Raw genomic sequence first — 25,858 nt, 5'->3', positions numbered from 1 at the left:
CAGGATCTTTTAAAGCGATAACGTCATGGCAGATAAACGTAAAAATCTTGAATAAGATCAGACTCTGGCGCGAAAGTCCGCCCATAAAAACCTTAATCCTTGAGTTTTGGCTCACTTTAGCGGATCTTAATTCAATCTTTTAGTTAATCCTCTGAGCCCATGCGTATTTATTCTTCAATCTCCCAATCTCAGTGGCTGTTATCACTTTCTGCACTAGTGGGGCTAAGCCTATTACCCTTACCCGCCATGGCGTTCGACCCATCGGGTGGCGCAGCGAGCCTATTTATCATTTTAGGCCTCGGTGGTTTTACCTTAATCAATCTGTTTCTACAGGGCTTATTCTTTTTTGCGGGTCAGTATCGCAGCGCCACTTTTGCTAAACGCCATGTATTAAGCGCACTAATAGTGCCATTAATTGCCATTGCGTTAGCCATTTATGATCATAGAGGTTGGAGTGATTTCGCCCTTAACTTAGGTATTATCTGTGTCGGTATTGGACTGATTTTATTGCCACTACAGCTTTGCCAAATCGATAAGCCCACCAATCGCAATGCTGATTGGATCATCAGCCTAGGGGCATTATTTATCTTAACTTTGAGCTATGTGATTGCCCCCTTAGCCTTCTTTACGATTGTACTGGCCCACATCTGTTTAGCTTCAAGCACAAATAAAATTCCTAAGATATTAAGTTATATCAGTTTAATCCTTGGCTATTCTCTTTTTGGCTACTGGGTATATCAAACAGTGATGATGCTCCAATCCTGATTGAAAATGAATGAGCAACGATAAAATTAGCGATTAAATTGACTAAGACGAATCTCACTAAAACACCATCGCCACTTTGCGTAACTGTATCGCCATCATGCTCGACATCAATGGCCAAACAGCTGGCAAAAATCAACGCCTGTACTTTATGTCAGGCCCATTTACCCTTAGCGCCCAAGCCGATATTGCAGGCCAGTACCCAAGCGCGGATTTTGATTGCAGGCCAAGCTCCGGGCGTAAAAACCCACCATAAAGGCATACCTTTTGACGATGCCAGCGGTGAACGGCTGCGCACTTGGTTGAATGTCACGCGGGAGCAATTCTACGACCCCAATCTTTTTGCCATTATCCCTATGGGATTTTGTTTTCCGGGCAGTATCGAAAAAAACGGTAAAAAGCAGGGTGATAAACCACCGCGCCCCGAATGCGCTGCCACTTGGCATCAGGCCTTCCTCGCCCTAATGCCACAAATAGAGCTAATTGTGATCCTCGGCCAATATGCCATCGACTATCATCTACCGCGCGAATCGTCCGAGGCCGTAAACCCCACTTCGCCGATCACTAAGCATCAAACAACCGGCACTAACGTAACTGTCATCCCCAAACTGAAACCAATAACAGTGACCCAAGCATGCGCGCAATGGCAGCAATATTGGCCTAAGTATCTTGTCTTGCCGCACCCAAGCCCGCGTAATAATCTTTGGCTTAAGCAGCATCCTGAGTTTGAACGCGATATGCTACCCAGATTAAGAATGCGTATTGCATCCCTATTAAACCTTCAACCCCACTAGGCGCCTGTATGTATCTACTTGATTCTGCCATCGCTAAGCAAATTGTGAGTCGCACAATGAAAATCATTGGCCACAATATCAATGTGATGAACGGCCAAGGGGTGATTTTAGGCTCAGGCGACCCTAAGCGTATAGGGTCAACCCACGAAGGCGCGCTGCTGGCGATTACCCAAAATCGCAATGTGGAGATCAGTCAAGAAGTCGCCTCAGGGCTGCATGGCGTTAAGCCAGGCATCAATTTACCCTTACATTATCAAGGACAAATTATCGGCGTCGTCGGCATTACCGGTGATCCGTGTGAGCTCACCCATTATGGTGAGTTACTTAAAATGACCGCCGAAATGATTGTTGAACAAGCCAACCTGCAGGATAAATTGCAATGGGAGAATCGCCAGCGTGAAGAGTTTATTCTGCAATTGATCAAAGCTGAAACCGATGATGCACAGTTGCACCGCTGGGCAAAACAGCTCGACATTGATATCAGCCTGCCAAGAGTCGCGGCCATTATTGAGATCAGCGAGAAAAACATCCAGAAACACCATTTAAAAACCGACACAACCCCATCGGCCTTGTTCTTAGCTGAGGCATCCACTCAGCCCGCCGATGAACGCAGCCCCAGAGTCAGTGAAACCCTCAAGCAAGTGCTGCATCTATTGCAATATCCTGACCGTGGTAACTTGATTGCCATGACCTCAATGTCGCAGTTGGTGATCCTAAAGCCTGCTTTTTTAGATGGAAAACAATGGGATCCTGAGCTCGAAAATCAGCGTATCGATAAGCTGTTGCAGCGCTTACCCGCCCAAATGGATTTAAACTTTAAAATTGCTCTAGGCCATTTCTTCCCGGAAAAAGGCGGGATAGCGCGCTCCTATCACACGGCTCAAGAAACCTTGGCACTCGGTAAGCAGCTCAATGCAGAAGGGAATAAATACCTGTTTGAAGATTATTCCCTACAAGTGTTACTAGCAGGGCTAAAACATGACTGGCGCGGTCAGGCGCTGGCAACGCCCTATCAGCAACTCGCCAAGGCGGATAAAAATGGCCAATTACGCAAAACCTTAGCGGCTTACATCACCCACTTTGGCGATGCACAGCAATGCGCGAATGCCCTGTTTATTCATCGCAATACACTGAGATATCGCCTTGATAAAATTCAGCAAATCACCCAAGCCGACATTCAATCCCTGCATGGATTATTAAGCCTGTATCTTGGGCAATTAATTGATACTTCAACTCGCTTAACTTAACGCTCAAATGACTTAGCAACTCAACAGATTAGCCAAAAAAAGCCCGCAGATGACGGCGCAGACCTTATAACCAGATCAATTGAGTAAAACTTGGGCTGTACTAAAAAATTAATTGAAAGATTTATACCGTATCCCCTTTCCTATCCTTTCATATAGTATCGCGGCGATATGCTAGCGCTCTCGACTTAGTCCATTGAAAGGAATGATAATGACCTCAATCAAACTGACTTTACTCGCCAAAGCTTGTCTCATTAGCGGCATTGCGCTGACTTCACCTTCGTTAATCGCGGCCGAGAAAACCATTCCCGAACTGGTCGATGCCGTCAACGGCACACCCGATGCGGCAAGTCGCGAGGCGGGTAAAAATGTCAAACTGCGTAATCACACTAAGGGATTTTGTACCTCGGGCAGTTTTAAACCGAATCCACAATTACAACAAACGTTGGCAATTCCATTTTTTAATCAAGATAGTATCAAGGTCACAGCCCGCTTTTCCCTCGGCGGTACAAATCCGCAGATCTCAGATAAAACCGCTGGGCGCTTTATGTCACTCAAAATTGACGGCGATAAAGAAAATCTTAACTTTGTCACCACTAACGTTCCCGTTTTCTTTGCCAAAAATCTCGAAGAGTTTTTTAACTTTCAGACCAAAGTGAAACAAGGTCCTGAAGGTAAACAGTGGCTTATTGATAATCAACCCAGCGCCAAAGCTTTTTTCGACTACGTTAAACAGTTGCCTCCCAGCCCAAGTTTTGCCAACAGCCGCTACTTTGGTGTAAATAGTTTCCTGTTCAGCACGCCAAAAAACAGTGTTCTTCAAGGTGAAACGGTCGCGGGTAAATGGATTTTTGAACCTGTCGCAGGTACTGCCGCGCTGTCAGCCAGTGAACTTGCCAATCTCAGTGATGATTTTTTAAAGGCAGAATTACTCGAGCGCATTAAAACCCAGCCAGCACAATGGAACCTTTATATTCAACTCGCCGAAATGGGGGATGAGATTAATGACCCAACTGTGATCTGGCCTGAAACTCGCCAGCGTTTACTGGTAGGCCAAGTGATGATTAACGGTGAACGAGACAGCGATCCCCAAGTTCAACAGTGCGATAAAGGCATATTTAACCCACTGTTATTACCTAAGGGCATTACTGCATCTGCCGATCCCATACTCAATGCCCGCACCGCAGCCTATGTAGAATCCTTTATTCGTCGTCAATAAAGATGTCGAGTTAAGTCCCTCCTGTTTAGGATTGGCAAATAGCCCTATTTGCCAATCCTTATCGACAAGCGCCTCCCTTACCGACAAAACGCCTCCTCCTGCATTCGAATTCACCTAAGCATTTTTGTGCATGAGCACAAAAATGGCGAAACATAACGCGGTAATTCCGTGGATTTAGCCAAAGCTATTCAAACATACCTGCACAATAATAGGATGACCTTAAAGCAGCCCTCATTTGGACTCAGGCCCAAATAAGCACTGCGCCCTACACTATAAGTCAAAAAACTTACTCAAAAACTTCAGCCAAGAACTGAACGGGACAAACTATGAACTTAGTGCTTATTCTCATCGGCGTGATTGCATTTATTGTTATCGCGACCTCAAAATTTAAACTCCACCCCTTTTTAACCTTAATTCTGGCCGCCTTTATCGCGGCCTTCGCCTATGGCCTGCCGAGCGGAGAAATCGCTAAAACCATTACCACAGGGTTTGGCAATATTTTAGGCTATATCGGCTTAGTGATCGTCTTAGGCACTATCATAGGGATTATTCTGGAAAAAAGCGGCGCCGCCATCACCATGGCCGATGTGGTGATCAAGATATTAGGTAAACGCTTCCCGACACTCACTATGTCAATTATCGGTTATCTCGTGTCTATTCCGGTCTTTTGTGACTCGGGTTTTGTGATCTTAAACTCACTGAAACAATCGATGGCGAACCGCATGAAGGTCTCTAGTGTCTCCATGAGTGTTGCCTTAGCCACAGGTCTGTACGCCACTCACACCTTTGTACCGCCAACGCCAGGCCCTATCGCCGCCGCAGGCAACTTAGGCTTAGAGTCCAACCTAGGCTTAGTGATCGGTGTGGGTCTCTTTGTCGCCGCTGTTGCGGCACTCGCGGGTATGTTATGGGCAAACCGCTTTGCCGATGTTGAGCCCGATGGTGAAGGCGCAGAAGAACTTAAAGCGCAGGCCAGCGACTATGAAACGCTGAAAAAAAGCTATGGCACGTTACCAAGCCCATTAAAAGCTTTCGCACCGATTTTTGTGCCTATCGTATTAATTTGTTTAGGTTCTATCGCTAACTTCCCTTCAGCGCCTTTGGGTAAAGAAGGTGTGTTTGATGTGCTCGTGTTCCTCGGTCAGCCCGTTAATGCCCTGATGATTGGCCTGTTTTTATCCCTGCTGCTGTTAAAGGGTGAGAATAAGATCAGCGAATTTAGCGAACGCATCAGCCAAGGGCTCGTCACTGCCGCGCCGATTATTTTAATCACAGGTGCAGGTGGTGCCTTTGGTGCGGTATTAAAAGCCACGCCTATCGGTGACTTTTTGGGCACATCACTGTCGGCACTGGGTATCGGTATCTTTATGCCATTTATCGTCGCTGCCGCGCTTAAGTCAGCGCAGGGTTCATCGACAGTCGCGTTAGTCGCAACCTCAGCACTGGTTGCGCCTATTCTTGGCGATATTGGTCTTGGTAGCGATATGGGACGAGTATTAACAGTAATGGCAATTGGCGCAGGTGCGATGACAGTTTCCCACGCCAATGACAGCTTCTTTTGGGTTGTCACCCAATTTAGCCGCATGAGCGTCAAACAAGCCTATAAAGCCCAAACTATGGCGACCCTAATCCAAGGTGTAACGTCCATGGTAACTGTGTATGTGCTAAGTCTAGTGTTGCTCTAATATTAATGAGTTCTTGATTCAATATTGTCCCTTGGGCACATACCGTGCCCAAGATATAGTTCTGTTATACGCCCTAATAATTGCAACAGATTAATGTGCCAGTGATGGATATAAATTCCTTTATATCACCTCAGTTTTAGCACAGGGATGTTGTTGCGCCCAACGTAAGTGGCCTTGGGTTTAGTGTTCAACATTGAGCCCTGTTTTATCCCATTTAGCTGTAGGATTTTTAATGAAAATAGTTATCGCCCCCGACTCATTTAAAGAAAGCTTAAGCGCGCTCGAAGTGGCCAACGCCATAGAACAAGGCTTAAAACAAGTGATCCCCGACTGCGACATAGTCAAAATACCCGTTGCCGATGGTGGCGAAGGCACAGTGCAATCTATGGTGGACGCCACGGGCGGCAGTATTGTCAGCTTAGAAGTCATGGGGCCACTGGGACATAGAGTGCAAGCACACTATGGCATTCTTGGTGAAGGTATTCTCAGCGCTGCGATCAATACAAGTTCTGCTTCAGTTTCACGTGCAGATCCAACGAACAAATCGCCACATCGAGGCGCGATTGCCGTGATTGAAATGGCCTCAGCGTCTGGGCTACACCATGTGCCGAGGGAGCAACGTAACCCGCTGCTTACCACAAGTTATGGCACGGGCGAGCTAATTTGTGATGCGCTTAATCGGGGGATAAAGCACATCATTTTGGGGCTAGGCGGCAGTGCCACCAACGATGGCGGCGCGGGTATGGCCCAAGCGCTGGATATTTTATTGCTCGATGGCCAAGGTAAAACCTTGCCTTCTGGCGGCGCAGCGCTGGCGAACCTTGCTCAAATCGATGTATCAAACGCTCATCCACTTTTACGTGAGTGCAGCTTCGAAGTTGCCTGCGATGTTGATAATCCACTGTGCGGTGAACGCGGTGCATCGGCAATTTTTGGTCCGCAAAAAGGTGCGACGCCTGAGATGGTTAAGCAGCTAGATGCCGCTCTTGCCCATTATGCCGATGTGATTGCCCGCAATGGCATTAGTGATCACCGCGATCATGCCGGGGCTGGCGCTGCTGGCGGTATGGGTCTTGGCGTGATGGCTTTTTTAAATGCCGAGCTTAAACCTGGGGTTGAGATTGTAATGCAAACCGTTGGCCTTGCGGACAAAATCCGTGGCGCCGATGTAGTGATCACAGGTGAAGGCCGTATCGATGGTCAAACCGTGTTTGGTAAAACCCCAATGGGCGTGTTAAAGCAAGCCAAACTGCAGGGCATTCCCACTATCGGTATCGCGGGCTGCCTCGGTGAAAACGCCAATGCCATATTGGATCACGGTATGGCGGCTATCTTCCCTATCATCCCGCACTTAAGTCCGCTTGATGATGTGCTGGCCAATGCCAAGCTAAACCTTTGCAATACCGCCCGAAATATCGGCGCGGTACTCATGTTGGGCCAACGCAAATTTTAGGGCTAACATGAATTTTAGGGCTAATGCTCAGGCTTGATGAGTGGCTCGTCGAGTTAAACATAAAGGCGCCATAACGGCGCCTTTGCTTATTTAGGCCGCAACGCTTTGGTAATACCAAATTTTAGTGCTTGATGCCTAAAAGGCCTTGCAGTAAAGTGAGCTCCCTTTTTGGTATTCCGCTGATTGAACATTTGAGAGTCACTGATCGCGCATCACTGGTCGAGAATCACTGGTCCGTTATACTCTTCGAGCCAATTTGCGGTTTCACTATAAAAATTAATAGACGGCAAGCCCCATGACCCAGAAACTCCCTCGCCAAGCCACCGCATCCGAAGCAAGTTTGCTCCGCATTTTTACTGCACCGGAAGATGCAAGCTCAACGCTGAGTATTATTGAGCAAAAGCTCTCCGAGGACTTAGCAGGCTTTTTGGGTGACAGTATCGCCGCGCTCGAAAAACCCTTGTCTGAAATCGAAACCGATTTTCAAGCTTTTGAGATCCCAACTCAGCCGCGTTTTGTCTCCGATTACACCGACGAAATTATGCAAAATTTGGTGGCGCATTCGGTACACACAGCGGCGCCAAGTTTTATCGGCCACATGACTTCGGCACTGCCCTACTTTGTGTTGCCACTGTCGAAGATGATGGTGGGACTCAATCAAAATCTGGTCAAAATCGAAACCTCTAAGGCATTTACGCCGCTTGAGCGCCAAGTGCTCGGCATGATGCACCATTTGATTTACGCCCAAGATACGGATTTTTATCAAAGCTGGATGCACAGCGCCAATCATTCCCTCGGCGCATTTTGCTCCGGCGGCACGGTTGCCAACATCACGGCCCTGTGGATTGCCCGTAACCAATTATTAAAAGCCGAGGGTGAGTTTAAAGGCGTCAGCCGCGAAGGATTACTCAAGGCACTGCGCCACTATGGCTATGACGATTTAGCGATTTTAGTCTCGGAGCGAGGCCACTACTCGCTGGGCAAAGCTGTAGATCTGCTTGGCATTGGCCGCGACAATATCATCAGCATTCCCACTGACAGCGATAACAAGGTCGATGTCGCGAAAATGCGCCAAGCCGCCCTTGAACTTGCTAGTAAAAACATCAAAGTGTTGGCGATTGTTGGCGTGGCCGGCACCACAGAAACCGGTAATGTTGACCCACTGACAGAGTTAGCTGCGCTGGCAAAAGAGTTAAATTGCCATTTCCATGTGGATGCAGCGTGGGGCGGCGCGAGTTTATTATCCAATAAATACCGACACTTACTCGCAGGCATCGAACTTGCTGACTCAGTCACTATCGATGCCCACAAACAAATGTACGTGCCTATGGGCGCAGGCATAGTGTTATTTAAAGACCCAGAGTTTGCCCACACCATTGCCCATCACGCCGAATATATTTTGCGCCGTGGTTCAAAGGATCTCGGCAGCCAAACGCTGGAAGGTTCACGCCCCGGCATGGCGATGTTAGTGCATGCTTGCTTACAGATCATCGGTCGCGATGGTTATGAAATATTAATCAATAATAGCCTTGAAAAAGCCCGCTATTTTGCCGAACAAATCAAAGCCCATGAGGATTTTGAGTTAATCACTGAGCCAGAACTTTGTCTGCTGACTTACCGTTATGTGCCCGCCCGCATCCAAGCCGCCATGCAGCTTGCCTGTGAGCAAGCAGACACAGTAAAACTCGCTCGCTTTAACGAGCTGCTCGATGGTCTTACTCAGTTTATTCAAAAGCACCAACGCGAACAGGGTAAATCCTTCGTCTCCCGCACCCGCATTCAGCCAGCCCGCTATTTTAGACAAGCGACCGTAGTATTTCGCGTCGTACTCGCCAACCCCCTCACCAGCCATGACATTCTCAATCAAGTGCTTGTTGAGCAAAGTGAAATCGCCGCATTAGATAACGAGTTTTTACCTGCGTTATTGGCAATGGTTGCTGAATAGCGAGTTGTGAATGATGGAATAGCCCCAATACTATTTGTGGCTATCCCATCATTCGCCGAAATCTGAAGGATTGAACGATTCGGCGAGCTCAGTAATCACCTAAGAATGATGTAAAAGCCTCTGTATCCCCACTTAGACGTTAATAATAAAGTACATTTATTCCAGTGACTCGCTGCGAGTACATCCCTGTAAGCTCGACCGTGGCATCCATGCCACAAACGGTCACTTACATAAATATGCTTTATTCATTCAGTCATGTGTATCCTGTTGCTCGACTAACTTGTGTTGTACCTGATAACGTTTTTCTGACTCACGGCGCATGAGTTACACTAGGTAAGCATTTGAAATAAAAGACAAGAGATGATTAATGATAGCACCTACACTTAATATCAAAACAGGCTCGGAAAATACATGAATCTCGCATTATTTGATTTTGACGGCACAATAACCGATGCGGATATGTACACTAAATTTATACGATTTACGGCTTCTAAAAGACGAACTGTCGTCGCGGGCTGTTTATTATTACCGCTTTATTCACTGTATAGAATTGGCTGGTTTCCGGCACGAAAACTAAGACCGATTGTTAGCTATCTTGCCTTCCGTGGTCGTGATTACCAGCAATTAAATACTATGGCAGCTACCTATGCCCAAAAAGTGATCCCCAAACATGTCATGCCACATGCGCTAAACAAAATCCGCTGGCACCAAGAAAATGGCGATACCGTCGTAGTTGTTTCAGCGTCACTCGATGTCTATTTAAAACACTGGTCTAGTGCGCTCGGATTAAGGTTAATCAGTAGTGAGTTAGAGGTAAAAAATGGCATTTTATCGGGGTATTATGCAGCTGGTGATGTCAGTTGTGAGACAAAGGCAATAAAAGTTAGACATACTTTCGACTTAAACAGCTATGAACGTATTTACGCCTATGGTGACACAGCAGAAGATCTGGCAATGTTACAACTTGCACACGAAAAATATATGAACTGGAATGAAGTCACTTACTAGAAAAATAATACCAAGGGATCACTATGTACTTCATTGCTGCTTTTGGTTTACTGATGTTGTTATTAAGTCTAGTGATGGCTGTACAGCCTGAGTCTTTCTCTAAGGGGATTATTTCGTTTAGCGAGCAGCCCTACTTCCATATTGCTGAGGTGTTTAGCCGAGTTATTGCGGGTCTCATTTTTACCCATTACTCAACCGATACTCAGTTTCCATAGACCATTTTTGCGATAGGTATTGTGTTGTTAGGTGTCGGAATGGGCTTGGCGTTAACGCCTCCAAGGTTACATAGGAAGTTTGCGCTATGGTCTGCTCAATACTTCAACAATAAATTCCGTTTAATTGGTCTATTTTCCATCCCGCTATCTTTGCTACTTATATATTCTGCTGTTGGCGCCTAAAAAATAGTATGCAATCCAACAACAAGGATTTTGTCACAATAATTTAGTTTTAGCTAAAGCAATCGCAACTTGTAAAAAACAATGCTAAGGTAATGATTCGTATAACAAGTATTGCTTTATAAGCAGAATCTGTCGGAGAAAAAGGATGTTTATCAGATATATTTTAATGCTCACTGCCGTGCTGCTATGCCTTTACCCTGTTTGGGGATTAGTGAGCCCAGCAAGCTACTTGCAGGAGATATTAGAGGTTTATCCCAATGCGGAACAAGCCAGTCATACTCAAGTACGAATTACGGCGGCTATTTTATGGATAAGCAATCTGACGCTATCATTTGCGTTACTATTTATTGCAAAATTCATTAAACAACCTCAAACGTACAAATTCGCGAAAATATCGTCTATTGCATTAATTAGCTATCCATTTATTCTGACGATAACAGAGGCAATTTCTCACAGTATTCTATACCGCCACCTAGAACATCCTACGTTGACAATCGAGTTTTCAGCGCAAAAAATGTTCTATTTCGTATTTGGCCTGATCATTCTGGGAATTTATCAATCCCAACAAGAGTACAAACGCGCCAAAGAGAATGGTTAATTTATCAACATATTTTAAGGAAAAACCATTGAAGTTCTTTATCTCTTTTATCTTTGCTTTTATTGGCTCCAAATTATTATTCAAATACTTCGATTTTCACTACGATATTTTTAGCGATCCTTTTGATCCATTGAAATTTATTATTGATACGGGGGTGTTCGTTGTTATTTTTATATCAACACAGATACTGTATGAAAAATATTGGGAAAAACGAATAAACAAGAACAGCCATAATTCCCTCAACTAATGCACATAAGGATAATGCGCAGAGGGACTATGAATAATATATGCTGTTAACACGCTCACAAGCACTAAGCGACCAACAGAAACCACATAGGAACTAGAAAGCTTTATATGCAAAAAATCATTCTACCACTGCTCATGCTAAGCCTTGGTGCATGGTCTGGTTTTACTCAAGCACAGGACACCAGCGCGTTATGGGGCAAAGAATACGCTGAGGTGAAATCGAGTTTATTAGCTGCTGGCTGGGTATTAGCGCCCGTAGCAGAAGATGAAACGCCAATGACAGAAGATTACCCTGAAATAACCTGTGGTAACGGCGCGATGGCCATTTGCTCTGTCGGCGTTAAGCGAGACAATAGTACACTTACCTTAGTTGTTGAATCTATTGAACAAGTGCTTATTGTGGCAGGTGAATACTAAACTGCCCAATGGACGATGTGAAATTCAGCCTAAGCGCCTGACATAAACGAGGTAGTGATGACATCTATCCCCCAATCAAAACAAGAACTTGAATTGGCTATTTATTCAGTTTTCCCCAAATTGATAGCTGACTATCGTTCAATCCCAGCCCAAATGTCCCGTGTGTGCAGCATAGAAGGAAACATCACAGGTACACAAATGAGTGTAAGTGATACCGTCGCTTATCTTATTGGTTGGGGTAAATTAGTGCTCAAATGGTACGAGTTAACATCGCAAGCACTCCCCGTTGATTTTCCCGATACGGGTTATAAATGGAATCAACTGGGATTATTAGCAAAGCGATTTCATCATGAATATAGCCAATGGCAATATACTGATTTACTTGATGAGTATGAAATGACAATGGAAAAATTGTCAGCGCTGATTGCGAGTCTCAGTGATCAGCAACTGTACGGCATAACTTGGTACGATAAATGGACTCTGGGTCGTATGATCCAGTTCAATACTTACTCCCCGATGAAGAATATGCGTACCAAAGTACGACGATTCAAAAAAGACAATGCATTACCCTAGTAAACAACTCTTTTAAGCACGGAGGTATTCATGCCAAGTACCCACACTCACCCGCAGTTAGGTCCAAATCCCAACGATAAAGCGCCGATGAAAGGCTTTCCTCAGGTTGGCTTTCTTAAAAACTTTATTTCCCGCGAGAACATTATCGTCGGCGATTACACTTATTATGACGATCCAGCAGGTCCTGAGAGGTTCGAGTCGAATGTACTTTATCACTTTGACTTTATTGGCGATAAACTGAATATCGGTAAATTCTGTGCCATTGCGAAAGACGTGAAATTCATTATGAATGGCGCCAATCATCAAGTATCTGGCTTCTCGACTTATCCTTTTTATATCTTCGGCAATGGCTGGGAGAAAGCGGCGCCCAAGCCCGAAGATTTACCTTTTAAGGGCGATACCTGTATCGGTAACGACGTATGGATTGGTTATAACGCCACTATCATGCCTGGGGTGAAAATTGGCCACGGCGCCATTGTTGCCAGTCAATCCGTAGTAACAAAAGATGTACCGCCCTACGCTATGGTTGGCGGTAATCCTGCCACAGTGATCAAGCTGAGATTCGAGCAAACTGTCATAGATGAGCTTGTTGCCATCGCTTGGTGGGATTGGCCGATAGAGAAAATCACTCAACACCTTGAGGCTATTGCGGGTGCAGAACTCACAACATTACAGCAGGCAACCTAAATAACGCCTATCGCGAGCAAGACTGAACAAAAAATCTCAAGCGACAAGCATTAAGCAACAAACATAAAAAACCGCCATTAAACGCAAACAAAATCCAATATGCGCAATTTTGTACAAAAGCGCTGAGGGTTTCTGGGTTACTATCAGGCACAACCCGCCATTAATACACTAAACACGGAGGCCTACTGTGAACACAGAACATGCGGCCTACCAGATTGCCGATGAATTAGGTGGCCTCGAGTTACTCAATGCCCACTACCATAAACAAAACTTTAGTCGGCACACCCACGAAGGTTACACAGTCGGCGTGATTGAAACGGGGGCACAGCGTTTTTATCGCACGGGTGGCAACCATGTGGCGCCAAAGCACAGCATCATTCTCGTCAACGCCGACGAAGTCCATAATGGTTGTAGCGCCACCGAGGGCGGTTGGTCCTATCGTGCCATGTATCCAGTACCCGCGCAGTTTGCCAATATTAACAGTGAGCTAGCATCAAACCGCGGTGCGCCCTATTTCCCTGAGCCCGTAGTGTACGATCCTGAATTAGCCGAATTACTGCGCTTCACCTTTACGACTTTAGATACATCGGACAATCGCTTACTGCGCGAAAGCTTGGTCTATTCAAGCTTGACACAGTTGATGACACGCCATGGCAAGAATCGCCCAAGCGATGACCTCGCTGTAATCGCTAAGCCTGCGTTAGCACTGGTGAAATCCTTTATCGACGATCATCCTGCTGCCGACATCTCCCTTGAAGAGCTGGCAACACTCGCGGGATTAAGCCCCTATTATTTGCTGAAGCAATTTCAGCGCTATTACGGCTTACCGCCCCACGCTTATCAAATTCAAGCAAGAGTGAGACTCGCCAAAGGAAAAATCAAACAAGGCACACGGCTGCTCGATGTCGCCCTCGATTGTGGTTTTCACGATCAAAGTCACTTGAATCGACATTTTAAGAAGACAGTCGGCGTAACACCGGGGCAATTTGCCAAAGAAATAGGCCGCAATATTATCCAAGCCTAAACAACCACTTTAAGTTAATCTGCCATGCTCATTCTTGCTTTCTCCTCTATTGACTAAGCAAGCAACCTTATCCAAGCATTTATTGTTTAACGGCAACCCCGTCGCCGCTATTTTTAGGAGCCAAAGTGACAACCGACAAGCTTATAGAACCTGATGTTTATCCTGTGCATCCATCGAAATCCAAGGCATTTTTAAAAGGTACATTAGCCATGATGCCGTTGACGATAGCGGTTGTACCTTGGGGCATTTTAGCGGGCTCCTTCGCCATTGAGGTTGGGCTAACGCCCATTGAGAGCCAAGCCATGTCGGCGATTATCTTTGCGGGCGCGGCGCAATTAGTGGCGCTCGGCATGGTGAAAGCCGGTATTGGTCTGTGGAGTATCTTAATTACGACGTTACTCATCACCTCACGCCATCTGTTATATGCAATGGCGATGCGCAGTCAAATCAGTCCGTTGCCATTAAAGTGGCGCCTAACATTGGGCTTTTTGCTCACAGATGAACTGTTTGCCATCGCCAATCAAGGCAAGTTATATAAGTTCGACCCTTGGTACGCCCTTGGCGGCGGTTTGAGTTTCTATATCGGTTGGAATATAGCCACACTACTTGGCATAGTGGCGGGCAATGCGATCGAGAATTTAGATGAGATGGGATTAGATTTTGCAATCGCAGCCACCTTTATCGCTCTGGTCGTTCCTACCATAAAAAAACCATCGATTCTCGTCTGTGTATTAGTCTCGCTTACCCTAGCAGTGATATGCGCCGTTTTTAAAATTCAAGCGGGACTGCTCATTGCCGCCATTGCGGGAATGACGGCAGGTGTACTTTACGCCAAAGTGACCAAGGAAGCGGAACGCGCAGAACAATCCGCAAATCAGTTAGCAAGCGCACAGACCAAAACAGAAGTGGATACAGGAACAGGGACTGACATTAAGACAAAAACATTGTCAGGAGAGAAAGCATGATTTGGTTAATGATCTTTTCAATGGCGGCGGTTGTGTTTATCAGTCGTCATTTACTACTTGAGCCTAAACTACCGCTGCGATTAAGTAAGGGCACCCAAACCTTTTTAAGTTACTCGGCCCCTGCGGTACTCACTGCGATCTTTGCGCCCATAGTATTTGTGCAGGAAGGTCAGCTCGGTCTGAGCCTAGACAACAGCTATCTCATCTGCGCCGTAGTCGCTACAGTGTTGGCGCTCGTCACCCGTAATACCTTGCTGACCACAGTACTGAGTATGGGACTGTTTTTCTTTATCCACTAAGTCAACAAAGAGTCAGTGCTCAGCAACGGCACTGACTCTTGCATCAATCATTTACACCGCCCCTACCACTCTTTTACACAGCCTAATCCTCTCTGAGACATCCCCCCTAGAAAATTACTGACACGTTATCTTGATTTTCCACAATCTTCATGTACTTAGATTCTTATGTCTGTGCAACTAACAGTATCGGCTTTAACGGTATTTCACACATCGACGATAATGGAAGGGTGATGATATTTATCAGCAATAACAAAGGCTCAAACAATAAAAACAAAATACTTAACCTAACCATATTCAAACTATTTAGTCTCTAAAAACGTCCATTCAGAAATGTTATTTACTGCATCTATTACGGCACTAATCTCAGTATTTTTCTAGGTATAGTTCTCGGAATGAAGAGTCCATTTAAAATTTTTACAGAATAAAATGCCGCATAAATATTAATCCACATTCAAAAACCAACCCACTAAAAATTAAAGTAAATACACTATATTATAAAGTTATAAATACCGTTTAAAAATAAAGTAATTAACATTTTTAACCAGATTAAAACACACCTTAAATTAATTCATTTTTATTTTGTTTAATAAAAATAAAAGTGCTAGTTTTTAGATGTGCCTAGCAGTAATGATTATTTATATGATTTAGAACTACATATAATTGCCATCGGCGCTCTCAATGAAAGGACGTATTTTATTAAAATAAAGGAACAATCATGAGAAAAAAATCTAGCCTGGGTATATTAACGTTATCCTGTTTAACCGCACTTGGAACTGTTTCTTTGTTGGCCGAAGCTGCTATTCCGAATACTATTCCAAAACTGTCAATGGTAGAACACGCAGCCCCTGATCTTGATTCGCTTAAAAATGATGCAATTAACGACCCCTCGTTTATCAGCTCGTTATTCTCCTTAGGGCACCATCTTGGATATGCATGGGCTGGCGGTACAGCATCCCAGTATGTTGGTGAAGACATCGAAGTCAGAAGAGAATCGAGCAACGAATATAGTCTTAAAGCCCGCTATAACGGCAATGATCCTTATGCAAGCGGCTACAGAGCGAATGAACGTTTGAAGGTAAATTTACAAAATATTCATTTCGTCACTAATCCTCAAAGTCTAAAGTTAGGTTCACCTCAAGTTTATGATCGTGAGGCTATTTATACTGCTCCTGTGGTTATCTATAACTGGGGCGATACCGAAGATACCGGTGTAGCCACCCTAAACTATGATTACACCACTAGCTGGGCCAAAACCGATAATTTCTCTTTCTCCGAGAAAATTGGCGTAACCAATAAATATGAAGTGGGTATTCCAGGAATAGGTGGAGCGAGTTCTGAAATCAGCGCCGAATTTTCTGCCAGCCAAGGTTGGAGTGAAACCGACGGCAAAAGTACAACGATTTCGAGTCAGGCGCAGTACCGCGCAATTATGCCGCCTCGCAGCAAACGTTATATCTCAATCACCCTATTTAAACAAAAGGCAGATGTCCCATACACCTCAAGTTTATATATGATGTACGATATAAAATATGAGAACTTCTTAAAATGGGGTGGTAATGCGCATATTAATCATCCGACAAATAGACCTAACTTCCCTTACACCTTTGGCGGAGCGAATGCGAATAATCTGAATGGACCAGAAGCCTTAGTCGATCAATATCTTCATCAAGATATAAACGGTTATGGTGTATGGGATTGGCCTGCTGCGATTAATTCGGCACAGTCAAAAAGTGGGTTTGAGTGGCAATTGGCGAATATTGTTAGACAACATGGCGCACCTATCAGCGGTAAATTTACTGCAATAGATTCAAGTCAATTTAATATCGATGCCAGTGAATCCTATCCACTAACGGATGAAGACATTGCTAATCGTCCTAAAAGCGCTCAAAAATTAGGACTGAGTCGCAATATTCAGGTTGCCGTCGGCGAGATCCAAAACAATGATGAAGATGGTTTAATCAAAAAACTGAATATTTCGCAATCAAGCGAAGTCATGTTAAACAATTAAAAACGGTGAGCTTAGACTCTCAATAACAGCGATGACACTAGTATCAGAGAGATCTCGATACAACTAGCCCGTTACTAGCAAATTAAAAATGTAATACAAAGCCACTCATTCGAGTGGCTTTTCTTTCGCTTCTGCTCGCGCCTTTGATTGCTCATCCATCAGGCAAATATAATCTTCAAGCTCTTGCCCGAGAGTGAGATCAAAATGACGGTTTAACCGCACAAGACCTGTGATGCGATCGACCCTGAAATTACGAAAATCAGCACGTAGCTCACACCATGTCAGTAAGGTCCAAGTACCACGCCAAAAATAGATGGCGAGCGGCCTAACTTCCCGCTCGGTGACATCCAGTTTGACGTCTTGATAGAAGAGTTTGACGTATTCGCGGCGCTGAGCCGCATTACGCAAGGGATCGAGGAATTGAAACTCATTGGAATCGAGGTAAAAATCCGGTGAAAACATTAAGGATTGATAGGCTTGTAATCGTTTAGGCAACACAGCTTCGACTTTAATCATCGCCTGCCTCGCGGCGCTACCAAGCTCCTTACCACCCCAAGTTTGCACCATACGCATGCCAACTTGAATCGCTTCGAGTTCGGCTTCGTTAAACATCAAGGGCGGAACATTAACCTCGTGGCGCAACAAATAGCCGACACCCGCTTCCCCTTCAATAGGAATGCCACTTAAACACAGGTCCTGCACATCACGGTAAATCGTGCGTGTAGAAACCTCTAACCGTTCAGCCAACTCTTGGGCTGTGGTTAAGCGTTTATGTTTGAGAATTTGCACTATTTGAAATAGGCGGTCAGCGCGGCGCATTAGCTCTGGTTTAACCCTTTATCTATCAATCAGTTGATTAAGTATTATTATCCTAGATCAATCGCTGGTATGTCTTTGAATACACACTTGAGTGTTTTTACGATTTGAATCATAAAATCCCGATATAGATCTCAACCTCAGTAGCACTAAGATAGACTTCAAAATCCGTTTGATAGCGTCGCTGATGAGAGCAATCAGCCGCGCTAAAATAACCCCACACTTGCCCCCAAAGATCGATAACACACTGGGGCATATCACCCTGAGCGGTGAATTTTAGGTACTTGCCCGCGTTAAGCTCCAATGGCGTAAAATGACTTGCATCAACAGGGGTATCAATTGCCTTACCCACCAGCACAGAAAACTCGCCATTCATGTCTGACTCATAGTCATAATACACGCCATACATGGGCGAATTGAGCATAGCGGTGAGCTGGGATGATTCAAAAAAGGCTTGCCACAGACTACCTATTCTCGCGCTATCGACAGACATTTCTGCCCGATTATTCGTGCGGGTGCTTAGTCCAAGTAACGGTCGAGCATCAATATAAACCACATCCATCTTTGTTTCTTCCATAGAAATCTAAACCCATGCTTTAGTTAATTGCGTGATTTTAGCGTCGTGCCTTAAGGCCACGACGCTAATACATTAATCACTTACGACTACTTATCCTTAGACCACAGACCGACTTTGTTACCTTCGCTATCGGCAAATAAGGCGATATAACCACACTCACCGTCTTTTATCGGTGTGACTGGCAGGATAATCGTCACCTCTGCTGCGATCAGTTTATCCACTAAAGGTTGCAATTGTGCGCTGAAATGCAGATACACAGTGCTGCCTTGCATCGATGGTTGGCTCATGCTGCATTTGACTAGCCCTATGCTCGCCGCACTCGCATCTTCGGTGACTATGGTCGCATATTCCATGTCTTCCATATCGTCACGTTTAAACTCAACCCCAAAATGCTGCTGATAAAAGGCAACGGCACGGTTCATATCACTGACAGGAATTTCACCCCAAACTAACGGTGCAATAGATAACATTTTCACTTTCTCCTTGTTGAAAAATATCAATGATTCAAAATCTTATTTATAAAATTCAGAACTGAATCATTAACGGGCGACAACAAGAATAAAACAAGGCTACTGACAGCATGATGTCAGTAGCCTTTTAATAAAAGTGAATGTTGAGGGTTTTGGCCTAGTTAAAACGTTACTTTGGCAAACTGGCTTGATGTGCCTGAATAAAATCATCCATGGCTTTGCTCGCCCTCGCTTGGGCACTGGCTAAGGTATCTGTATCAACCATAGTTTCTACCACTTCGTAGTAGCACTTAATTTTAGGTTCTGTGCCAGATGGTCTGACGATCACCCGAGCCCCGCCCGCTAAGCAGTAAGTCAATACATCGCTCGGTGGTAAGTCGATTTTCTCAATATTTCCATCGGCAAAACGACGCTCAAGCGCCTTTAAATCATCGGTTGAGAGCACATCTAACTCACCAATCTTCAGCGGTGGATGCTCGCGCAAATAGGCGCCAATATTGGGCGTGTCAGGTTTTAGCGCAATGCTCACCTGCGCATTGAGATGGAAGCCATGCTCACGGTAAATTTGCTCGAGTCTGTCCCAAATCGTTTGCCCCTTCGCCACCAGCTCGGCAGTTAATTGGGCAAATGCCACCAGCGCCGACAAGCCATCTTTATCCCACACCATACTGCCCACCGTATAGCCAAGGGCTTCTTCATAGGCAAACAGGAATTGATCCTCAGGCGAAGTTTTTGCAATCCCTACATTCATCAGCCACTTAAAGCCGGTGAGCGTGGTAAAGCTTTGCGTGCCAAACCATTGAGCAATTTTAGATAACAGGCTCGATGACACTATCGTTGTGCCCGTAAGTCGTTGATTATCTTTGGCGTGAGATAACAAGTAATGCCCAAAGAGCACACCGACTTGATCGCCCGTCAGCATCTGATACTCGCCATCCTCTTTACGCACTGCAACCGCAAAACGGTCGGCATCGGGATCGTTAGCACAGGCGAGCATAGCGCCGTGTTTTTTCGCCTCGGCAATCACTAAATCCATCGCACCCTTTTCTTCAGGGTTTGGGAAGTTCACTGTCGGGAAATCCCCATCGGGTTCACGCTGGGAGGCAACCGAATACACTTGGGTGAAACCTGCATCTTTCAATACCGTTTCAGCCATTTCGGCACCCACACCGTGCATGGCGGTATAGGCTAAACTGACCTTTTCAGGAGCGGTATGGTTTTGCAGCACCTCAGCTTGCTGCACGCCATGACGATAGCTTTGGTAAAAATCGTCCTGCAGGATAATTAACTTACCTTGTGTTACCGCGTCATCATGCTCTAAAAACGGAATCGCTTGATTTGCGGCGCGCTCAATTTGCGCGGCAATGCCAGAGTCGTGGGGCGGAATAATCTGCGCGCCATTCTCCCAATAGACTTTATAGCCATTGTATTGCGGCGGGTTATGACTCGCGGTCACCACAATGCCCGCTGCCGCATTAAAATGTTTTACCCCAAAGGCCACCAACGGCGTTGGCGCTACTTTGGACGTTAAGCGTACCTTAATCCCCATAGCGGTGAGCACACTCGCTGCATCATGGGCAAAATTAAATGAATCGTGGCGGCCATCATAACCAATCACCACGCCGCGCTCGGCGGCATCTTTAATCTGATCAAGTAGATAAGCACCAAGACCAGCAGAGGTTTGGCGGATCACCAAACGGTTCATCCCCATAGGCCCAGCACCGACGACACCGCGTAATCCTGCGGTGCCAAATTCCAAGCGACCCGCAAAGCGCGCTGCGAGTTCAGCTTCATTGCCGCTATCAATTAGGGTTTGTAACTGGGCTTGAGTGCGAGGGTCAGGATCATTTTCAAGCCAATGGTTTACCTGTAACTGCAGATGGGTATTCATATCACGCCTCATTGAAAATCATTTGCAATCACCTTAGGAAAAAGCACGTAGAAGAACAAGCTAATTTGCATTAATTTCAAAATGAGCCATGGGTATTGCCATAAAAAACGCACTATCTAACAGGTCATGCCAGATAGTGCGTTGGTTTTAACAAACTGGTTTCAAAACGGATTTAGAGTTTAAAGATATTATCCTTCGTATCTCTGTCGATGAGCTTCACAAAGGGATCGACCCCCACATAACTGGGTTTTTCAGCCAAAGTGATCGTCAGCTTGTTTTCACCACTGACCAGCCTGTGCTTCTCAATCAATAACACCTGTTTGTCATCCTTTAGCTTATCGGGATCGGCACTAAAGGCACCTATATCGATGATGGCATCTAAAGGTTGTTCGGCTTCTTCACCTTTACCACTCGCGACTTTGCGACTGGCATAAATGCTCAAGTCAACTTGCGTCTTACCATCAGGCAGAGTGGTCATTACCGCATTGGTTAACCTGAGGTCGTAGAGTGTGATCTCATTAAAAGATTCATCGATAAAGCGAGCTTGCGCTTCATCCGTACCTTGCTCAAGGTAACTCACTAAATCCAATGTGGTTGGGAAAGGATCGTTACGATACTGATAACGCGCTAAGAATGCCTTCAAATTAGCGTTGAGTTTCTCTTCACCCAACACATCTTTAATCGCCATCATCACCACTGAGCCTTTCTGATAATGAATGTACTGCTGATTTTCACTGCGCAGCAAAGGCATTTCTTTTATGGATTCGGATGAACGGCCACGTAAATATCTATCTAATTCATATTTCAAGAATTTACGGATCATTTTATCGCCGTACTTTTTCTCCAACACCATCAGCGCCGAATACTGCGACAAGCTTTCGGATATCACAGCACTGCCCTGCACATTCGCAGCGCCCACTTGGTGTCCCCACCATTGATGTGCCACTTCATGGGCTGTGACGTAATACACAGGATCGATATTATCCTCATTGCGTAAATCAGTAATAAAACCAATACGCTCTGAGTAAGGCACTGTATTAGCAAAACTTTGTGCAAAACTACGGTACCCCGGAAACTCCATAATTCGCATTTGCTTATGCTGATAAGGCCCAAATGCTTGTGTGTAGTAATCGATAGAATCTTTAACGGACTCTATCATGCGCGCAACGTTCCAAGGATGCTCCGCATGGTAGTAAACCTCAACCGCAACACCATTGTGCTCAGTTTTTTCCACCTGATAACGGCCCGAAATAATCGCGTAGAAATTCACCATAGGGCTATCCATTGAATAATGGAAATACTCACGCCCATCCTGCTGCCACTGTTTTTGCAAATACCCTGGCGCTAATGCAATTTGATCTGCACTTGTCGAAATAGTGGCTTCAAACTGAATGAAATCACCATCGACGCCAAAGAAGTTTTGCGTGTAGTAACGGCTGTCTTCAAGCTTGTTCGCTCGAGCTTTTTCGGCTAAATCGCGCTTTTCGCGCTCGTGGCGATCCATCAGCTCATAGCCATCTTGATAACCAAAAAGGGGCAATAGTTCGAAGTTGTTGATGAAGGTCCCATTTTCAACCACTGACATATCAAAGCCAGCTTCAGCAATACCCACAGACTGACGTACTAATTGAATGTCCCCTTGCACCACCTGCCCAGGCTGCACAGGTGTCGAAAAGGTCAACCAAGCATTGCGATAGCGGCTATCTAACTCACCTAAGTTTGTATTCGGGATATTGATTTTTACCGTTTCGGCCTCAGTATGCTCGGGCCACTGCACTAACATCCTTTCGATTGGTTTATTTGACTTGTTTTGCCATTCGAATATCACCTTAGCAACAATTTTTCGCTCTTCAGGGAAAATATCAATATTTGCATTGACCTTAGTAGCCACTAAAATCGGCATGTTTTGGTATTGTTTGAAGGCCTTCTCATAATCAGCTTGCAGATCTGTGGTTTCATCTTGGGTTAAATAATGATTCAACACTTTTGTTTGGTAGAACAAATAACTGCCCATGCCAAAAAACACCACCAAAGCAACGCTTACAATGACTTTGCCACTAAAACCAAGCTGATAACTCAGTAATCCCATACGGGTTTTAAGGCTTTGCTGCGGTCCGCGATGGTACAAGCCATAACCTAAAACAAACAGGATAAGGCTAAAAGCCCCCCAGTAAATCATATAGAGTGCATGACTTAATAAGCCCCAACCGTAGCCGTTCATATCCGAGTAAATTAAGGTCGGTGATTGACCAAAGTTATATAAGCTATGGCCAAATCCCCAGCTTGCCATAACAAATGTCGTTAGATAATAAGCAACAAATAGTCCCATACCTGCGTACTTATTTGGGCTAAGCACTTGCAGGAAAAACGCCAGCACAGCGGTCATCAACAGCGGCAGGAGGTAATAAAATCCCAGTCGAATAAGGTACTGAGCAATCTCAAGATTGGCTTGACCTTTTATCAGTTGAAAAGCAATTGTGGTACACATAGCGAGCACATACAGCAAGGTCATCACTATGACCACAGACACTAACTTTGAGCCCCAAAAGCTTAAGTTTGATACAGGAACGCTATCGACGATATCTCCCATTCCTGAACTGCGTTCACGCCAGACGATTTCTGCGCTGTAATAAATCAGCACTATCACCATCAATAGCCCCGTCGCGCCGGCAATGTTATTCACCATATCTTGGGTTAATGGCCAATTAGATGTGCCGTACCAACCAAAATCATCGAACATGGGGCCGACTAAATTGAAAATAGTCAGCACACCTAACACCACAAATGGCGCGGTAAATAGTACTTGCCGTACTTCAAATTTAACCCGCGTCCAAAATTGCTGACGACCATTAGGCTCAGTTGCCATAGCCAATTGTGCCAAAGGTACTAAGCTGGGAACTTTTCCTGCTTTATCGGATTTTTTCTCACGTTTCTTAGTCAAACTCGGCTGACGGAAAATCCCTGAAACGGCCAGTAATACACAGGCAATTCCAAACCATATCGCCCGGTTTTGCAGTACGAGTCCTGAGAATTCAATTAACTGGCTATTCTTCTCGCTAATGGTCCAGTAACGGGTCACTTCGGCAAAGGTGCGCAGCGCAAAGGGATCAAGCAAAGCAGCAATAGTACGATATTGTGGCTGACTCGCCATTTCGCCCGTCAAGGTATAAAGCACCAACATGGCTACAGCGGTCAGATAGAGCGCCATTAAGGAACGAAAATGACTTGCCATCGCATAGAATAGAGTCGAGATCAGCAGCAAAGTCGGCATGGCGAGTAAAAAATACGGCACAAGATAATTCGATAACGCAAAAGGTCCAAAACGGCTAGCATCGACCCATGGCATAAAAGAGCCGAGCATTAACCCTATGGGGATAAAGGCAAATACCATCATCACCACAACAAAACTGCCGAGAAATCGACCAAATTGGTATGCAAATGGTGATAGGGGTTTGCTATAAATCAGCTCTTCCATCAAATGCTGATGATTGCGGATAGCCGTGCTACCCACAAAATTCACCACGGCAAACATGGAAATGAGTCCCATGATCAACATGGTTTGAGTAATCCCAAATGGGCTGTTTTTCATCACCTCACCGCCGCTACCAATTTGAATATTGTTAGAGACGACTGATAGAAAACTCATTAAAAACAATAGAAAAGAAACAACATAAAAGGATGGCTGACGCAAATAATAACGCCACTCAAACCTAAGCATTGATAACAACATATTGATATCTCCTTAGGCAGCCTGACGGCGGTGACTGAGTAAAGTCGAAAAATACAGATCTTCAAGCCCAGCAGTCGCAGGGGTAAATCCTTCAGGACAAGTTTCAGCCATCACATTCAGTACTGTGCGTCCCGCTAATAAACGCTTAGAAATCACAGGTAATTGCGCTTCAAGCTCCTGCGCCTGTGCTTGACTCACAGTCTTAGTCCAAATTTTTTCCGTTAATTCACCCACCAATTGATGTGGATTGCCTTGAAGCAGAATTTTACCCGATGCCAAAACCGCCATATTAGCGCAGAGTTCAGACACATCTTCGACAATGTGAGTCGAGAGGATTACCACTTTTTCCTCGCCTAAACTCACCAGCAAGTTATGGAAACGGTTACGTTCTTCGGGATCGAGACCCGCAGTCGGCTCATCCACAATCAATAACTTAGGATCACCAAGCAAGGCCTGAGCAATACCAAAGCGCTGACGCATACCGCCAGAGAAACCACTCACGGCTTTATTTTTATGCTGATAAAGATTGGTGTGCGCCAACAATCCTTCAACCGCTTCTTTACGCAGCTTGCTCTGATTAATGCCCTTAAGAATGGCTAAATGATCTAACAGGTCATAGGCGCTAATACGCGGATAAACATTAAAGTCCTGAGGTAAATAACCTAAGGTTTTACGCAGCGCTTGAGGGTCGGCTAATACATCAATACCGTCAAACACTATGCTACCACTATCGGCACTTTGCAGGGCGGCAATGGTACGCATGAGTGATGACTTGCCCGCGCCATTGGGTCCGAGTAAACCAAACATCCCTTTGGAAATCGTTAAATCAACACCATCGAGTGCTTTAACACCGTTATCATAGGTTTTAGTGAGATTAGAAATAGTCAGCATGCTTCCCTCTTGCGTCTGTGAGTTCAAAATACCGACAAACTATCACATAAAATTAACCTTTACAGTAGTTATCAAGATATTCATGTACTTACAGAATGCTAGCCAGCAAAACAAACTACATATTCTTAATCCCTAAAATAGCAAAAGGGACTCTATTT

General features: G+C 45.1%; 22 protein-coding genes and 1 pseudogene. 17 read left to right on the top strand and 6 right to left on the bottom strand.

What is annotated here, in order from left to right:
- Positions 1-159: 159 nt before the first annotated feature.
- From L5L97_RS08545 to L5L97_RS08465, 17 genes and pseudogenes are all read left to right on the top strand, one after another.
- On the top strand, positions 160-765 hold the full coding sequence (locus L5L97_RS08545) for a hypothetical protein (RefSeq protein WP_173496496.1): 606 nt from the start codon (positions 160-162) through the stop codon (positions 763-765).
- A 110-nt stretch (positions 766-875) separates the two neighbouring features.
- Positions 876-1,556: a uracil-DNA glycosylase family protein gene (locus L5L97_RS08540; protein WP_263181140.1), complete on the top strand. Its 681-nt coding sequence runs from the start codon at positions 876-878 to the stop codon at positions 1,554-1,556.
- 8 nt (positions 1,557-1,564) lie between these two features.
- Complete coding sequence (locus L5L97_RS08535; protein ID WP_173496494.1) at positions 1,565-2,803, top strand: sugar diacid recognition domain-containing protein; 1,239 nt, start codon at positions 1,565-1,567, stop codon at positions 2,801-2,803.
- 208 nt (positions 2,804-3,011) lie between these two features.
- Positions 3,012-4,019 (top strand): catalase family peroxidase, encoded by a 1,008-nt coding sequence (locus L5L97_RS08530; RefSeq protein ID WP_173496493.1) that lies wholly within the window; start codon positions 3,012-3,014, stop codon positions 4,017-4,019.
- A gap of 326 nt (positions 4,020-4,345) precedes the next feature.
- Positions 4,346-5,704, top strand: a complete 1,359-nt coding sequence (locus L5L97_RS08525) for a GntP family permease (RefSeq protein WP_263181141.1) — start codon at positions 4,346-4,348, stop codon at positions 5,702-5,704.
- Positions 5,705-5,936: 232 nt separating this feature from the next.
- The gene (locus L5L97_RS08520) at positions 5,937-7,157 is read left to right on the top strand and encodes a glycerate kinase (protein ID WP_263181142.1); all 1,221 of its coding nucleotides are present in this window, start codon (positions 5,937-5,939) and stop codon (positions 7,155-7,157) included.
- A 295-nt stretch (positions 7,158-7,452) separates the two neighbouring features.
- A complete protein-coding gene (gene panP / locus L5L97_RS08515) occupies positions 7,453-9,102 on the top strand; it encodes a pyridoxal-dependent aspartate 1-decarboxylase PanP (protein ID WP_263181144.1) in 1,650 nt (549 codons plus the stop codon).
- A gap of 411 nt (positions 9,103-9,513) precedes the next feature.
- Complete coding sequence (locus tag L5L97_RS08510; RefSeq protein ID WP_071939014.1) at positions 9,514-10,110, top strand: HAD-IB family hydrolase; 597 nt, start codon at positions 9,514-9,516, stop codon at positions 10,108-10,110.
- Between the two features lie 23 nt (positions 10,111-10,133).
- Positions 10,134-10,508: pseudogene (locus tag L5L97_RS22940) on the top strand (hypothetical protein).
- A gap of 145 nt (positions 10,509-10,653) precedes the next feature.
- On the top strand, positions 10,654-11,106 hold the full coding sequence (locus tag L5L97_RS08500) for a hypothetical protein (RefSeq protein WP_263181150.1): 453 nt from the start codon (positions 10,654-10,656) through the stop codon (positions 11,104-11,106).
- Between the two features lie 354 nt (positions 11,107-11,460).
- On the top strand, positions 11,461-11,769 hold the full coding sequence (locus tag L5L97_RS08495; RefSeq protein ID WP_263181153.1) for a hypothetical protein: 309 nt from the start codon (positions 11,461-11,463) through the stop codon (positions 11,767-11,769).
- A gap of 57 nt (positions 11,770-11,826) precedes the next feature.
- On the top strand, positions 11,827-12,342 hold the full coding sequence (locus L5L97_RS08490; protein WP_263181155.1) for a ClbS/DfsB family four-helix bundle protein: 516 nt from the start codon (positions 11,827-11,829) through the stop codon (positions 12,340-12,342).
- A 30-nt stretch (positions 12,343-12,372) separates the two neighbouring features.
- Positions 12,373-13,029 (top strand): Vat family streptogramin A O-acetyltransferase, encoded by a 657-nt coding sequence (locus tag L5L97_RS08485; protein ID WP_263181156.1) that lies wholly within the window; start codon positions 12,373-12,375, stop codon positions 13,027-13,029.
- Between the two features lie 187 nt (positions 13,030-13,216).
- Positions 13,217-14,053: an AraC family transcriptional regulator gene (locus L5L97_RS08480; RefSeq protein WP_263181157.1), complete on the top strand. Its 837-nt coding sequence runs from the start codon at positions 13,217-13,219 to the stop codon at positions 14,051-14,053.
- 125 nt (positions 14,054-14,178) lie between these two features.
- The gene (locus tag L5L97_RS08475; protein WP_263149009.1) at positions 14,179-15,018 is read left to right on the top strand and encodes an AzlC family ABC transporter permease; all 840 of its coding nucleotides are present in this window, start codon (positions 14,179-14,181) and stop codon (positions 15,016-15,018) included.
- A complete protein-coding gene (locus L5L97_RS08470; protein WP_263165913.1) occupies positions 15,015-15,317 on the top strand; it encodes an AzlD domain-containing protein in 303 nt (100 codons plus the stop codon). The genes L5L97_RS08475 and L5L97_RS08470 overlap by 4 nt, the downstream gene beginning before the upstream one ends.
- 715 nt (positions 15,318-16,032) lie before the next feature.
- Entirely contained in the window at positions 16,033-17,325 is a 1,293-nt protein-coding gene (locus tag L5L97_RS08465) for an aerolysin family beta-barrel pore-forming toxin (protein WP_263172183.1), read from the top strand.
- A gap of 105 nt (positions 17,326-17,430) precedes the next feature.
- On the opposite strand, the gene L5L97_RS08460 is transcribed toward L5L97_RS08465, so the two are convergent.
- From L5L97_RS08460 to L5L97_RS08435, 6 genes are all read right to left on the bottom strand, one after another.
- Positions 17,431-18,144, bottom strand: coding sequence for a helix-turn-helix transcriptional regulator (locus tag L5L97_RS08460; protein WP_028760503.1), 714 nt, complete (start codon positions 18,142-18,144; stop codon positions 17,431-17,433).
- 109 nt (positions 18,145-18,253) lie between these two features.
- Positions 18,254-18,703, bottom strand: coding sequence for a GyrI-like domain-containing protein (locus tag L5L97_RS08455; RefSeq protein ID WP_263181179.1), 450 nt, complete (start codon positions 18,701-18,703; stop codon positions 18,254-18,256).
- A 101-nt stretch (positions 18,704-18,804) separates the two neighbouring features.
- Positions 18,805-19,188, bottom strand: coding sequence for a VOC family protein (locus L5L97_RS08450; RefSeq protein ID WP_006081088.1), 384 nt, complete (start codon positions 19,186-19,188; stop codon positions 18,805-18,807).
- 169 nt (positions 19,189-19,357) lie between these two features.
- Positions 19,358-21,079, bottom strand: a complete 1,722-nt coding sequence (locus tag L5L97_RS08445; protein ID WP_263172185.1) for a phospho-sugar mutase — start codon at positions 21,077-21,079, stop codon at positions 19,358-19,360.
- Between the two features lie 172 nt (positions 21,080-21,251).
- A complete protein-coding gene (locus L5L97_RS08440) occupies positions 21,252-24,809 on the bottom strand; it encodes an ABC transporter permease/M1 family aminopeptidase (RefSeq protein WP_263181160.1) in 3,558 nt (1,185 codons plus the stop codon).
- 12 nt (positions 24,810-24,821) lie between these two features.
- The gene (locus L5L97_RS08435) at positions 24,822-25,700 is read right to left on the bottom strand and encodes an ABC transporter ATP-binding protein (protein WP_028760513.1); all 879 of its coding nucleotides are present in this window, start codon (positions 25,698-25,700) and stop codon (positions 24,822-24,824) included.
- Positions 25,701-25,858: the final 158 nt, after the last annotated feature.

The organism is Shewanella sp. SM71 (assembly GCF_025653905.1).
In the GTDB taxonomy this organism is placed as follows: domain Bacteria; phylum Pseudomonadota; class Gammaproteobacteria; order Enterobacterales; family Shewanellaceae; genus Shewanella; species Shewanella oncorhynchi.
The sequence above is the reverse complement of the archived record's forward strand: the minus strand, read 5'-3'. Positions and strand labels throughout refer to the sequence as shown.

Excerpts from the sequence above, each read along its gene's own strand:
- L5L97_RS08460 (WP_028760503.1), bottom strand. The coding sequence starts at position 18,144 with ATGCGCCGCGCTGACCGCCTATTTCAAATAGTGCAAATTCTCAAACAT.
- L5L97_RS08545 (WP_173496496.1), top strand. The coding sequence starts at position 160 with ATGCGTATTTATTCTTCAATCTCCCAATCTCAGTGGCTGTTATCACTT.
- L5L97_RS08465 (WP_263172183.1), top strand. The coding sequence starts at position 16,033 with ATGAGAAAAAAATCTAGCCTGGGTATATTAACGTTATCCTGTTTAACC.
- L5L97_RS08435 (WP_028760513.1), bottom strand. The coding sequence starts at position 25,700 with ATGCTGACTATTTCTAATCTCACTAAAACCTATGATAACGGTGTTAAA.
- L5L97_RS08525 (WP_263181141.1), top strand. The coding sequence starts at position 4,346 with ATGAACTTAGTGCTTATTCTCATCGGCGTGATTGCATTTATTGTTATC.
- L5L97_RS08450 (WP_006081088.1), bottom strand. The coding sequence starts at position 19,188 with ATGTTATCTATTGCACCGTTAGTTTGGGGTGAAATTCCTGTCAGTGAT.
- L5L97_RS08510 (WP_071939014.1), top strand. The coding sequence starts at position 9,514 with ATGAATCTCGCATTATTTGATTTTGACGGCACAATAACCGATGCGGAT.
- L5L97_RS08490 (WP_263181155.1), top strand. The coding sequence starts at position 11,827 with ATGACATCTATCCCCCAATCAAAACAAGAACTTGAATTGGCTATTTAT.
- L5L97_RS08500 (WP_263181150.1), top strand. The coding sequence starts at position 10,654 with ATGTTTATCAGATATATTTTAATGCTCACTGCCGTGCTGCTATGCCTT.
- panP (WP_263181144.1), top strand. The coding sequence starts at position 7,453 with ATGACCCAGAAACTCCCTCGCCAAGCCACCGCATCCGAAGCAAGTTTG.
- L5L97_RS08455 (WP_263181179.1), bottom strand. The coding sequence starts at position 18,703 with ATGGATGTGGTTTATATTGATGCTCGACCGTTACTTGGACTAAGCACC.
- L5L97_RS08535 (WP_173496494.1), top strand. The coding sequence starts at position 1,565 with ATGTATCTACTTGATTCTGCCATCGCTAAGCAAATTGTGAGTCGCACA.
- L5L97_RS08520 (WP_263181142.1), top strand. The coding sequence starts at position 5,937 with ATGAAAATAGTTATCGCCCCCGACTCATTTAAAGAAAGCTTAAGCGCG.
- L5L97_RS08470 (WP_263165913.1), top strand. The coding sequence starts at position 15,015 with ATGATTTGGTTAATGATCTTTTCAATGGCGGCGGTTGTGTTTATCAGT.
- L5L97_RS08440 (WP_263181160.1), bottom strand. The coding sequence starts at position 24,809 with ATGTTGTTATCAATGCTTAGGTTTGAGTGGCGTTATTATTTGCGTCAG.
- L5L97_RS08540 (WP_263181140.1), top strand. The coding sequence starts at position 876 with ATGGCCAAACAGCTGGCAAAAATCAACGCCTGTACTTTATGTCAGGCC.
- L5L97_RS08445 (WP_263172185.1), bottom strand. The coding sequence starts at position 21,079 with ATGAATACCCATCTGCAGTTACAGGTAAACCATTGGCTTGAAAATGAT.
- L5L97_RS08530 (WP_173496493.1), top strand. The coding sequence starts at position 3,012 with ATGACCTCAATCAAACTGACTTTACTCGCCAAAGCTTGTCTCATTAGC.
- L5L97_RS08495 (WP_263181153.1), top strand. The coding sequence starts at position 11,461 with ATGCAAAAAATCATTCTACCACTGCTCATGCTAAGCCTTGGTGCATGG.
- L5L97_RS08485 (WP_263181156.1), top strand. The coding sequence starts at position 12,373 with ATGCCAAGTACCCACACTCACCCGCAGTTAGGTCCAAATCCCAACGAT.